Raw genomic sequence first — 11,971 nt, 5'->3', positions numbered from 1 at the left:
TCATGAGAGACGATGCCGCGCATGACCACCGAACGCACCGAGACCACCACCCGCGTCGCCCCGTCCACCACCTCGGGCGAGCGGGAGGCGCTGGAGCAGTGGCTCGACTTCCACCGCGTCACCCTCGCGCGGAAGTGCGAGGGGCTCGACGACGCCCAGCTGCGCACCCCGTCCGCTCCGCCCTCGGACCTCAGCCTCCTGGGCCTCGTCCGGCACATGGCCGAGGTCGAACGCGGCTGGTTCCGCCGCGTCCTGGCCGGCGAGGACGCCCCCTGGATCTACTCCACCCAGGAGGACCTCGACCGGGACATCCGCGTCACGGACGCGGACACCTACGAGGACGCCTACGCCACCTGGCAGGGCGAGATCGCCCGCGCCCGCACCCTGGCCGCCACCCGCGACCTCGACGACCTGGGCCTGGGCGAGTACCGCACCGGAGAGCGCTTCAACCTCCGGTGGATCTACCTGCACATGATCGAGGAGTACGCCCGCCACAACGGCCACGCGGACCTGATCCGCAAGCGCGTCGACGGCGCGACCGGCGACTGACCGGCCGTCGGCCTCCGGTCGGCCGCCGTCCCTCGGCCGACCGGTCGCGACGGCCCGGCAGCGGCCTGCGCCGGAACCCGCCCGGCTCGCCGGGACGGCCGGGGTCCACGGGTCCGCCGGTCAAGGCCGGGCCCGCGACGGCACCCGTGCGGGGCATTCCCCGTCGGTAGGGGTACGAAGATCGCCACCGGGGCGCCAGAGTTGCGCGGGTGCATGGAACCCGAACCACAGCGAAGATCCTGGTCGGGGCGGCGGTGGCCGCTCTGGCCGGCTGCGTCTCGGTGGACGCGCCGCCCACGGCGCCCGTCCCCGCGCCCGCGGCCGAGACGGTGACCCCCGCCCCGGAGGTGGCACCGCAGATCGTCGACGGCCCGGCCCTGGAGGCCCTGGAGGCTGCGCTCCCCGCTCCCCCGCCGTCCGCGGCGCCCCGCGCGACCCCACCGCCCGACGAGCACCGGAGGGCGGCGGCTCCGCCCCGGCCCGGGGTGCCCCGCCCCGACGCGGCACCGCCGAAGCGGGAGCATCCGCACCCGGCGGTCCGCCCGGAGGTGCCCGAGCTGCCCGAGCTGCCGGACCTGACCGCCCTGCCGAAGGACCCGCGGGTCCCCCACCCGGACGTCTGCGGCCTGGGCGAGCGGCACGGGGGCTGGGACCCGAAGGGTGACCCGTCCAGGATCTGCCGCGACGCGTACGGCCGGTGAGCCGCCCGCGTCAGTCGCCCCGGAGCCGCAGCTCCAGCCGCTCGATGGCGGCCCGCACCCCGTTCCCGTAGCCGTCGTCCTCCAGCGTCTCCGAGGCCGCGCGGGCCCGGTCCAGGTGGACCCGTGCGGCGTCGGGACGCTGGAGCTTGGCGTAGTCGGCGGCGAGGTTGAGGTGGAGCGAGGGGTAGAGGGCCCGCAGCGCGACGGCCGAGCCGTGGGCGGCGAGCCGTTCCTCGGCGAGGCCCTCGGCGGCGCCGAGGGCCCGGAGGTCCCAGGCCAGCTCGGTGTCCGGGTCGTCCTGGGCGTCCGCCAGGTAGTGCGCGAGGGTGCACCGGTGGAGCGGGTCCCCGTCCGGGCCGATCTCCTGCCAGAGCAGCCCGAAGCGGTTCCTGGCCTCCTCGCGGTCGCCGCCGTGGAGCAGCATCAGGGCCTGCCCGATCCTGGTCATGACCCCGTCGTCGGACACCTGCTGCTGCTCGGTCACCGCGATCTCCACCCGCTCATCCACTGGGAGGGCCGACGCTAGCCGCCCCGGACCCGGATCGGGCCGAGGCTCAGCCGAGGTCGGGGATGCGCCAGTCGATCGGCTCGTGTCCCTGGGCCGCGACGGCCGCGTCGATCTGGGTGAAGGGCTGCGATCCGAAGAACTTCTTCGCGGACAGCGGAGAGGGGTGGGCGCCCTTCACGACCACGTGCCGCTCCTCGTCGATGAGCGGCAGCTTCTTCTGCGCGTAGTTGCCCCAGAGGACGAAGACGGCGGGGTCGGGCCGCGAGGCGACCGCGGTGATCACCGCGTCGGTGAACTTCTCCCAGCCCTTGCCCTTGTGCGAGTTCGCCTCGCCGGACCGGACCGTCAGCACGGCGTTGAGCAGGAGGACGCCCTGCTGGGCCCACGGCATCAGATAGCCGTTGTCCGGGATGGGGTGGCCGAGCTCGGCCTGCAGCTCCTTGTAGATGTTCCGCAGGGAGGGCGGCGTCTTCACGCCGGGCCGGACGGAGAAGCAGAGGCCGTGCCCCTGGCCCTCGCCGTGGTAGGGGTCCTGACCGAGGATCAGGACCTTCACCTTGTCGTACGGAGTGGCCTCGAGGGCCGCGAAGACCTCGTCCTTCGGGGGGAAGACCGGCCCGGCGGCGCGCTCCTCCTCGACGAACTCGGTGAGCTGTGCGAAGTACGGCTTCTGCAGCTCGTCGCCGAGAACACCCCGCCAGGATTCGGGCAGCATGCTGGTGTCGGTCACGGTCAACAACCTCCGGTGGACGTTCCTGTTTCTCCGTCCGAGAACCTACCGGGGGCCACTGACAGCGGCCCCCGGCGGCCTTCTACCAGCTGGCCCTGCGGTACAGCTCCCACAGCTGCATGACCGTCTGCGGGTCGAGCGCGCGCTCGCCGCCGCCGATGTCCTCGCCGGCCGCGATGTACAGCTTGCCCTGCCACAGCGGCAGCAGGCGGACGTCCTGGACCATGATCTCCTGGGCCTCCACGAACTCGTCCGTGACCGTCCCGCGGTCGCTGTCGCGGCGGGACTTCGGGAGGAGCTCGTTGGTGATCCGCGGGCTGACGTACGGCGTGCCGAGGACGTTCTCCTTGCCGACGAACGGCGCGACGAAGTTGTCCGGGTCCGGGAAGTCGGGGAACCAGCCGCGGCCGAAGACCGGGTACTGCCCCTTCTGGTAGCCCTCCTGGAACTCCTTCCAGGGCTTGCCCTGGAGGGTGATCTTGAAGAGGCCCTGCTCCTCCAGCTGCCGCTTGAGCTCGGCGAACTCGGCGGCCGTCGAGGAGCCGTACCGGTCGGTGGTGTACCAGAAGGTCAGCTCGACGGGCTCGTCGATGCCCGCGTCGCGGAGGATCTTCTTGGCCTTGGACGCGCTCGGCGAACCGAAGCGGTCGAAGAACTTGGTGGTGTGGGCGGCGACGCCCTTGGGCACCATGGAGTACAGCGGCTCGGCGGTGCCCTGGTAGACCTTGTTGACCAGCTCGTCGCGGTCGACGAGCTGGGCGATCGCCTTGCGGACGGGGAGCTTGGCGACCGAGGGGTCCTGGGCGTTGAAGACGAGGTAGCGGATGTCGGCACCGGTGGACTCCACGAGCTGGAGGCCCTTGTTCTCGGGCTTGTCGTCCTGGAGCCCGATGACCTCCTCGGCGGTGAGGCCGCGGTAGGTGGCGTCGATCTCGTCCTTCCTCAGGGCGGCGACCATGGCGTCGGAGTCGTCGAAGTACCGGATCGTCACGCCGCCGTTCTTGCGGTCGGCGAATCCCTTGTAGCTGGGGTTCTTCGTCAGCTCCGCGGTCTTGCGCTCCTCGTACGAGTCGAGGACGTACGGGCCGGAGCCGACGATCTTGCCGTCCTTGCGGAGCTTGTCGGCCGGGTACTCGGCCGGGTCCACGAGCGACATGGCGGGGGTGGCGAGGACGTACGGGAACGTGGCGTCCGGCTTGTTGAGCCGGAAGACGACGGTGCGGTCGCCGACGGTCTCGATCTTGTCGAGCGAGCCGAGCATCCCGTTGGGGCCGCCCTCCTGGTCGATCGTGCGGATGCGCTCGATCGAGTACTGGACGGCCTTGGCGTCCAGTTTGTGCCCGTTGGAGAAGGTCAGGCCCTCGATGAGCTTGCATTCGAAGACCCGGCTGGAGGTGTCCGAGAACTTGCAGTCGGCGGCATCCGACTGCGGGGTCGTACTGCCGGTCGGGAAACTCACCAGGGTCTGGAAGACATTCCGGAAGAGCTCCCAGGAATTGTCCCAGGCGGCGGCCGGATCAAGCGTGGTAGGAGAACTCGTCGTACCGATGACGATCCTCTGATCCCCGGCGGAATCACTGTCCGAGAAGACACCGCATCCGGACACCAGGGATATGGACACAAGGGCTGCAGCGGCCTGCAGACTGGTCCGGTTGAACACGTGCACGCTCCTCGTTCAGCCAGGGGTCGGCCGACGATACCGCAGCACCCCGTCAGGTCAATGTCTGAGTCCGACGGGGCACTTGAGGCATTCAACGTATAACCGGGGTCAATCCGGACACTAATTTCCGGAAAGTGTCCGGTTATCGGTCACCCGACTCCGGCGTTCAGGAAAATCCCGCCGTCGACGACGAGGGTCTGGCCGGTGATCCACTCGGACTGGGACGAGGTGAGGAAGGCGGCGGCGCCGCCGATGTCCTGCGGCTCGCCGAGCCGGCCGAGCGGATAGGCCGCGGCGGCCTCCGCCTCCCGCCCCTCGTAGAGGGCCTGCGCGAATTTCGTCTTCACGACGGCCGGGGCGATGGCGTTGACCCGGACGAGCGGCGCGTATTCGTGCGCCAACTGCAGCGTCAGGTTGATCATCGCGGCCTTGCTCATGCCGTACGCGCCGATGAAGGGCGAGGCGGACACGCCGGCGATCGACGCGATGTTCACGATCGCGCCGCCGTTCTCCTTCTGCCAGGCGTGCCAGCTGCGCTGGGCGAAGCCGAGCGCGGACACCACGTTGGTCTCGAAGACCTTGCGGGCGACCCCGAGGTCGAGATCGGCGATGGGTCCGAAGACCGGGTTCGTGCCGGCGTTGTTGACCAGGAAGTCCAGCCGGCCGAAACCGTCCATCGCCGCCTCGACCGCGGCGGCCTGGTGGACCTCGTCGTGCGCCTTGCCCGGGACGCCGATCACCCGGTCGGCGCCGAGCCTCTCGACGGCCTCCTTGAGGGCCTCCTCGCCACGCCCGGTGATGACGACCCGGTCGCCGCGGGCGACCAGCGCCTCGGCGACGCCGTAGCCGATGCCCCGGCTCGCGCCGGTGACGAGGGCCACCTTGCCGGAGAGCTCCGGCCTTTCGTTCGCGGTCATGTCCGCCTCCTCCTCTCGCTGCTGCCGTGCGTCAGTTGAGCGGGCCGCCGGCCACGTACATGACCTGGCCGGAGACGAAGCCCGCGTCGTCGCCGGCGAAGAAGGCGATCGCGTTGGCGACGTCCTCCGGGCGGCCGACCCGCTGGACCGGGATCATGGAGGCGGCGGCGGCCTGGAACTCCTCGAAGCCCATGCCGACGCGCTCGGCGGTCTGCGCGGTCATCTCGGTGACGATGAAGCCCGGCGCGACGGCGTTGGCGGTGATGCCGAACTTGCCGAGCTCCTTGGCCAGGGTCTTCGTCAGACCCTGCAGACCGGCCTTGACCGCGGAGTAGTTCGCCTGGCCGCGGTTGCCGAGGGCCGACGAGGAGGAGAGCGACACGATCCGGCCGAAGCCCGCGTCCACCATGTGCTTCTGACAGGCCTTCGCCATCAGGAAGGCGCCCTTGAGGTGTACGTTCATGACGAGGTCCCAGTCGGACTCGGACATCTTGAAGAGCAGGTTGTCGCGGAGCACGCCGGCGTTGTTGACGAGGATCGTCGGCGCGCCGAGCTCGGCGGCGATCCGCGCGACGGCGGCCTCCACCTGGGCGCTGTCGGAGACGTCGCAGCCGACCGCGAGGGCGGTGCCGCCCGCTGCGGTGATCTTCTCGACGGTGTCCTTGCAGGCAGCCTCGTCGAGGTCGAGTACGGCGACGGCGCGGCCCTCGGCCGCCAGGCGGAGCGCGGTGGCGGCTCCGATGCCCCGTGCGGCACCCGTGACGACGGCTACGCGCTGCTCGGTGGTGGACATGCTTGGTTCTCCTCGCCCTTGGATCGTCCCTGGTGGCGGCCGAACCGGTCGCGCGCTCCTGCGTCCCGCACATGAGCGACCGCTTAGTATCGTCCGCAGGACGAGACGCTAGAAGCCCTGGCACCCGGTGTCAACGGCCCACCGGGTGCACCGCGTCACTGCCCGACCACGGACGGGTGCGCTCAGCGGACGAGCAGGTCGAGCAGGCGTTCCACCTCGGCTTCGGGATCGGCCGTCAGCCCCGTGTGCACGGGCCCCGGCTGGACGACGGTGGAGCGCGGCGCGATCAGCCAGCGGAAGCGCCGCCCCGCGTCGTCCCGCGCCGCCTGGCCGGCCGCGTCGCCGCCCAGGCAGACGCCCTCGACCGCGCGCAGCGCGGCCCGGACGCCGGTCACGTCCGCGGTGGGGTCGAGGGCCGCCAGCTTGGCCTCGTCCAGGTGCGTACGGGCGGCCACGAAGGACCGGGCGCGGCAGTAGACGACCACGCCCGCGTTGAAGCACTCGCCGCGTTCGACGCGGGGCACCACGCGCAGGAGCGCGTACTCGAAGACATCGCGGTCGGTCACGTGGTGCTGTCCTTCTCGGTGGAGTGCGGCCGGGGCGCGAGACGGTCCGCGAGCCAGCCGGGCGGCTGCTGGGGGCGGCTCTCGGTCCGCGGGCCGAGCGTGATCCGCTCGTGGATGGTGGCGGCGCGCGGCAGCAGCGCGTCGACGTACGCCGCCCGCACCTCGTCCGTGGTGGCGAAGCCGGGCTCGTCGACCAGCCACTCGTCGGGCACGTCGGCGGCGACCTCCTCCAGGAGTTCCCGGGTGACGAGGGGCGCGAGCTCGGCGGCGGCCGCGGCGACGTCCGGCGAGAACGGGGCGAGCGCGTGGTCCGACGCGTCGTACGGCTTGGCGGCGGAGGCCTGGGCGCCCGGCCAGTTGTGGTGCCAGATCATCGTGGCGCCGTGGTCGATCAGCCACAACTCCCCGTGCCACACCAGCATGTTCGGGTTGCGCCACGACCGGTCGACGTTGTTGATCACCGCGTCGAACCAGACGACCCTGCCCGCCTCCCGCGGGTCCACCTCGTACGCCAGCGGGTCGAAGCCCAGCGACCCCGGCAGGAAGTCCATGCCCAGGTTGAGCCCGCCGCTCGCCTTGAGCAGCTCCTGCACCTCCTGGTCCGGTTCCGACAGCCCGATCACCGGGTCCAGCTGGATGGCGACCAGTTCGGGCACCCGCAGCCCCAGCCTGCGCGCCAGCTGCCCGCAGACGACCTCGGCCACCAGGGTCTTGCGACCCTGCCCGGCTCCGGTGAACTTCATGACGTACGTGCCGAGATCATCGGCCTCGACGATCCCCGGGAGCGATCCACCCTCCCGTAGGGGCGTGACATAGCGGGTCGCTACGACCTCTTGCAACACTTTCCCAGGCCACCCATCTCTTCAACCTTGCAATCCACGGAAGGCTTATCCGGAGCGTAGAGGCCGGGAACACGGGTCGATAGCGCTGGGGAGAATCTGGGGAGTTTCGGCTAGCAAGCTAATCTCCCGCGCTCCCCAAGCAGACCGTCGATGGTGCCGCGCCCCTTGCTGCCGGCCTCCGGCATGAAGTGAGCATAGTAACCGAGAGTGATCGCAGGCGAGGAGTGTCCAAGCCACCGAGCCAGGGTCACAACGGACTCTCCGGCTTCCAACATGATCGAGGCGTAGGTGTGCCGAAGCACATGGAAGCCGTCCTTCGGGGCCGCCGCCCACTGCCAGGCTTTCGCCCCCTCAGCGCGCGACGGGATGACGCCCGCTTTGGCCAAGGCGGGCTTCCAGGTGTAGGTGTTCCATGTGTTCACCGCGACAGCGTTGCCGAAGCGCGTGGTGAGCAGCAGGGAGAACTTCTTCCTCTCCCCTTCCGGCTTCCCCCACGGCAGCTCCACTTCTACCGGCGGGAACGCTTCGATGTGACGCTTGAGTTCCTCGGCTACCGAAGGGGGCAGATCCACCGTGCGGATCTTCTTCCCCTTCGGCAGGGCGAAGTACAGCCTTCCGTGAATCGCCTGTACTTGGCGCCGAACGTGCAGCAGGCCGCGCTCGTAGTCGATGTCCTCGGGACTGAGCCCGAAGACCTCCCCCTGGCGGAGTCCGCACCCCAGGCCGACTACGACGGCGATCCTGTTCCGCTCGCTGATGGCATCGCGGACTCGAAGTGCTGTGTCCATCGGCCACGCGTCGCGCCGCTCCCGTGGCGACTTGGGCCACCGCACGGATTTCGCGTGCATGGGGTTGCGCGCGAGGCGCCTGTCGTCGACGGCCGCTTCCAGGATGGAGGAAAGCTCGGACAGGATGCCGCGCTGGTAGTCGACTGACGAGACTGTCGACTCCAGCTTGGTTATGAACGCGCGCAGATCCGTTGCAGCGATGCTCCTCAGCGGAATCTGGCCCAGGTGCGGGACGATATGGAGACGCCACCTACGCTCCTGGCTGTCCTGGGTTTTCGGAGCACCGCCTCGCCCTGGTGCCCAGTGCATCGCGATGTAGTCGGCCAGCGTGATGGACCCGTCGCGCGGGTCTACGAACTCGCCTCGCTCCTCGTCCGTGGCCGCCCGGCGAAGCCACGCCTTGGCATCCTCCAGCACATCAAAGGATCGGTCTCGAACCCCAGGTATGCCAGCGACCTTGTACCGCTTGCCTTTACCGTAGCGAGCGGTCTTCTCCCTTCTCCCGGTGACCGGATCCTTCTTTTTCTTGAGCCAACGATCCTCGATATAGCCGGCCAAAAAGGTCTCCCTTCAAGAGGATGCGAACGCCCGACCACGTTCGATGTGTCAAGCGCCGGGGTTCCGACGTTGCTGCGGAGCCGCGCTCAGTGGGTTCAAGGCAGGGTTAGAGCGAGAGTCTGCGCGTTCCTGCTCATGGATCCAGGCGTCGAGAGCTGTCCGCCGATACATGACCCGCCCCCGAGGGCCCATGCGGAAGCTTGGCGGCCCCTGCCGTCGGTGCCGCCATACATAAAGCGTGTGCGGTGATATGCCGAGGTACGCAGCGGCGTCCTTTACGTTGAGAAAGCCAGCGCGTACAGCGATAGCGGGGTCAGGCATAGCTGAGGGAGCAAGCAGCGATCGTGCAGGCATAGAGCGCTTCCTGTGAGGGACAGAAGAGAACGGGCTCAGACAGCCCGCGTCCACGACGACTCCACCGCCAAGCACAGTCGAATGCGAACACCTGAATGATCCTGACGATCGCCGGTTTGGCTAACCGGCGATCGTCGGCTATGTTCCGCGCGCCCCGCCGATGAGCTCGCAGTACCTCGGATGGGTTGCCGTCAGTAAGGCAACTGGTACGAGCTCAGGGCCGGTGAGGCACCGTCTGCAACGAGCACCAGCAAACCGTCAGCTACTAGGCGATCCAGATTTCTCGCTACGCGGCGCTCGGGAACATTCACAGCCCGGGCCACATGCCTCCTCGTGGCCCGGGGGCGCCGCAATATGCACGAGAACGGCGCGGTCGCGACCCCAGACACACGGAACTCCTACACAGGAACCACTCCAGGCTGCCAATCGCACAAGCCTGGGATTGCAATCTCTCCCTCCATTCCTGCCGAGCACCTCCACGTCCGACTTGGCGTTTTCGGCATGTTGTACGTTGACATGCTCCCGGCCTAGGTTCCAGTCTCTTGCCGTCAATCCTCGTCTGCCGTAAGCGAATGCCCGCTACCACCCCGCCGGGAAGTCGGCCACTTTGGGCGCGATAAGAATTCCCCGCAAATGAGCATGCGGGGGGGGGCACCGGTCGCGATCCGCAGTCGCTGTCCGCTTTTGCTGTAATGCGGACCGGACGAGGGACTGGTCCAGGGCCAGCCGGGAGGAAGCACCGAACGTTCGGGAAAATCCCCGCATCCTCGCCTGCGGATGCGCCATGATCACGGGCATGCACCCTCGTGACGAAGAGATATGGCGGGCGATCGACCAGGGCCGCCGGCCGATCGACTGGGAGGCGTGGTTCGGTTGCCCGGAGGGTGCCGGCTACCTCTCCCCCGCAGGTCATCAGGTGACCGCACGCGCCGTGGCCGGACTCACCGCGTTCTTCAACAGCCGCTGGCTGCCCAAGGCCGTGATCCCCTCCCCCGCCCCGGGGCGGGCCAGCGACACCTTCGTCGGTCTCGGCCGACACGCCCCGGTGCTCCAGTTCATGAACGGAGCCGCCCCGGGAGCATGGGTGGAAGCAGTGCGGTGGTGGGCCGCATACGCCTATCTGGAGGAAGCCGCGGTGCCGGGCATTGCCTCGGTCAAGCGGGATGCACGCTGCGACGTCACCCTGTCCCGGTTCCTGCATTCCCAGACACAGGCCCGGCTCGCGCTCATGGGGGCGGCCCACGGACTCGGGGTCGAGCTGGAGCCGGCAAAGGCCAGTGGCGGCCCCGGCGATGTTCGTATCGGCCCCGTCTTCATCGAGGTCGTCACCTTCGCCGAAGATCAGAAGTTCCAGGACTACGAAAGGTTCCGCGAGAACGTCCGGGCTCACCTCTTCGCCCTGGACAGGGGCCGTGACATCTACTGGGAAGGTGACCTCCCCGAACTCCTCAGCGGCGGCGACTTCGAAACCTGGAAGAAGCGGACCGAGGAGGCCGCCCAACAGTGCGCGGCCTTGGAGGCCGCGGTCGATGTCCTCAGCAGCGCCGGGAGGCGGCTGACCGTCCACCCCGGCACGGCTCCCCAGGGCACCACCCTGACCGGGGACACCGTGGAGAGCGACCAGGGCAGGCGGCTCCTAAACAAGGTGCACGGCAAGTGCGCCAAAACAGCGGGGGCAGGCACCGCCTGGATCTGGGTGGAGGACCACAGTGGTCTCTTCCACTTCCCGACGCCCTTCGCCGAGATGTCGCTCGCCGCCAAGACCGATGCGCTCGCGGACCTGTTGGGGCCGCTCCTGGCGGAGTACGTCCACGTCGCCGGGATCGTCGTCTCGAACGCGGCCCGCCGACGCCTGCCGCTTCCGCCGAACGAGGACGCGCTCCGCCCCGCCGCACAGGGCTTCCGGCGGGGACTGCCCCTCGACCGGATCCGGGAAACGATCGTGATCCCCCGACGAATCCTTCTGCCTGAACAGACCAGCCTGATCGCCCGAATGTGCGACGCCGAAGCTAATGCGCTCGACTGGGCTCTGGGGAAGCTGGGTGTTCCCCACGGTGTCGCATCGCTGCTGGCCGGCTCCTCGACGCCGCAGCGGGTCTCCCCTCTGTGGACACCGTGAGCTTGCCGAGGCGGTAAGACGGCTTGGAGGCGCCGTGCTTGAGTCATCGGAAAGATGTCGGCCTGAGCGATCTTCGGAAAATCCCAGGTCAGAGCCACGTTCTTTGCTCATCGCCCTACTGGTGGGCGCCCAGAGCGTCAAACGAGCGTCACGGCCCAGTTCGTCCCTTCTACTCGGAGCGGACAGGCTGCCGTGGCCGACTTCCCCGGACGGCCCCTCATAGCTCCACACCAGGCGACGGGCCTACGGGGCCGTACTCTCGGCTTTCTCCAGCCAGTCGGTGTACCAGCGAGCGAACTTCACCGGCATACCTTCATCGTCGAGGAGCGGGGTGAGATCGACATCGTCCACTCGACTATCGGACCAGATCGTGCCGCGGTGTCGGCCACTGACGATCAGCCACTCTCTCTGGGCACAGCTCAGGTGGGAGATCGCGATGGCACCGACGGTGCGCTCCGAAGCAAACATGACAGCCTCCCACCGCTCGTCCCACGCCTCGATGGCGTCGTCGAAGTCCTCGATGTCATCGAAGTCTTCTTCCTCTGGGCGTTGAGCAAGGAGATCGGCGAGCAGCTTCGGGCTCGGGCCCTGGTCGGGAAATGGTTCGGCAAGCCTCGACAGGTCGGCCAGATCCGCGCCGTCGCCTTCCCAACGCCAGCGACCTTGTACGCGCCGAACCGGGAACAGGCCGTACGCGGGGCCGGCGCCACCCGCACCCACGTAAAGCAGGAAGGCCCGGTACTCCTCCGGCAGCCCCACGCCTATCTGAGCTTCAAGTTCGGCAAGCTGGTCCTGGGTCAGCGGCTCCTCCACGACCCACTTGTGCCCTGACGCCCCGAACACCTCGCTGCCCCCCAGGTCCCGCACCCGCCGCCTCAACCCGCCG

Annotated in this window: 14 protein-coding genes; 3 read left to right on the top strand and 11 right to left on the bottom strand. The window is 68.9% G+C overall.

Annotated features, from left to right (window positions below):
- Positions 1–21 precede the first annotated feature (21 nt).
- Together AC067A_RS03450 and AC067A_RS03445 are read left to right on the top strand one after the other, a co-directional pair.
- A complete protein-coding gene (locus tag AC067A_RS03450; RefSeq protein WP_478613857.1) occupies positions 22–549 on the top strand; it encodes a DinB family protein in 528 nt (175 codons plus the stop codon).
- A gap of 209 nt (positions 550–758) precedes the next feature.
- A complete protein-coding gene (locus AC067A_RS03445; protein ID WP_478613854.1) occupies positions 759–1,250 on the top strand; it encodes a hypothetical protein in 492 nt (163 codons plus the stop codon).
- Positions 1,251–1,260: 10 nt separating this feature from the next.
- Here AC067A_RS03445 and AC067A_RS03440 read toward each other — a convergent pair whose 3' ends face one another.
- From AC067A_RS03440 to AC067A_RS03395, 10 genes are all read right to left on the bottom strand, one after another.
- On the bottom strand, positions 1,261–1,734 hold the full coding sequence (locus AC067A_RS03440) for a hypothetical protein (RefSeq protein ID WP_478614595.1): 474 nt from the start codon (positions 1,732–1,734) through the stop codon (positions 1,261–1,263).
- 70 nt (positions 1,735–1,804) lie between these two features.
- Positions 1,805–2,488, bottom strand: coding sequence for a uracil-DNA glycosylase (gene ung, locus AC067A_RS03435; RefSeq protein ID WP_478613851.1), 684 nt, complete (start codon positions 2,486–2,488; stop codon positions 1,805–1,807).
- 82 nt (positions 2,489–2,570) lie between these two features.
- Entirely contained in the window at positions 2,571–4,148 is a 1,578-nt protein-coding gene (locus tag AC067A_RS03430; RefSeq protein WP_478613848.1) for an ABC transporter substrate-binding protein, read from the bottom strand.
- A 149-nt stretch (positions 4,149–4,297) separates the two neighbouring features.
- Positions 4,298–5,065 (bottom strand): SDR family oxidoreductase, encoded by a 768-nt coding sequence (locus AC067A_RS03425; RefSeq protein ID WP_478613845.1) that lies wholly within the window; start codon positions 5,063–5,065, stop codon positions 4,298–4,300.
- Between the two features lie 31 nt (positions 5,066–5,096).
- Positions 5,097–5,858, bottom strand: a complete 762-nt coding sequence (fabG, locus tag AC067A_RS03420; RefSeq protein WP_017241488.1) for a 3-oxoacyl-ACP reductase FabG — start codon at positions 5,856–5,858, stop codon at positions 5,097–5,099.
- Positions 5,859–6,040: 182 nt separating this feature from the next.
- Positions 6,041–6,424 (bottom strand): DUF3037 domain-containing protein, encoded by a 384-nt coding sequence (locus AC067A_RS03415; protein WP_478613841.1) that lies wholly within the window; start codon positions 6,422–6,424, stop codon positions 6,041–6,043.
- On the bottom strand, positions 6,421–7,266 hold the full coding sequence (locus AC067A_RS03410) for a HipA family kinase (protein ID WP_478613838.1): 846 nt from the start codon (positions 7,264–7,266) through the stop codon (positions 6,421–6,423). Before AC067A_RS03410 ends, AC067A_RS03415 begins: the two co-directional genes overlap by 4 nt.
- Before the next feature lie 110 nt (positions 7,267–7,376).
- Entirely contained in the window at positions 7,377–8,612 is a 1,236-nt protein-coding gene (locus AC067A_RS03405; protein ID WP_391074251.1) for a tyrosine-type recombinase/integrase, read from the bottom strand.
- Between the two features lie 48 nt (positions 8,613–8,660).
- Complete coding sequence (locus AC067A_RS03400; protein WP_391075777.1) at positions 8,661–8,933, bottom strand: helix-turn-helix transcriptional regulator; 273 nt, start codon at positions 8,931–8,933, stop codon at positions 8,661–8,663.
- Between the two features lie 224 nt (positions 8,934–9,157).
- Positions 9,158–9,355, bottom strand: coding sequence for a winged helix-turn-helix domain-containing protein (locus tag AC067A_RS03395; protein WP_391074248.1), 198 nt, complete (start codon positions 9,353–9,355; stop codon positions 9,158–9,160).
- A 407-nt stretch (positions 9,356–9,762) separates the two neighbouring features.
- Here AC067A_RS03395 and AC067A_RS03390 point away from each other — a divergent pair, with 407 nt between their 5' ends.
- A complete protein-coding gene (locus AC067A_RS03390) occupies positions 9,763–11,085 on the top strand; it encodes a hypothetical protein (protein ID WP_391074246.1) in 1,323 nt (440 codons plus the stop codon).
- A 243-nt stretch (positions 11,086–11,328) separates the two neighbouring features.
- On the opposite strand, the gene AC067A_RS03385 is transcribed toward AC067A_RS03390, so the two are convergent.
- The gene (locus AC067A_RS03385; protein WP_391074243.1) at positions 11,329–11,898 is read right to left on the bottom strand and encodes an SMI1/KNR4 family protein; all 570 of its coding nucleotides are present in this window, start codon (positions 11,896–11,898) and stop codon (positions 11,329–11,331) included.
- Between the last annotated feature and the right edge of the window lie 73 nt (positions 11,899–11,971).

Source organism: Streptomyces sp. NPDC043176 (genome assembly GCF_056436715.1).
This window is presented reverse-complemented; position numbering and strand designations above follow the sequence as displayed.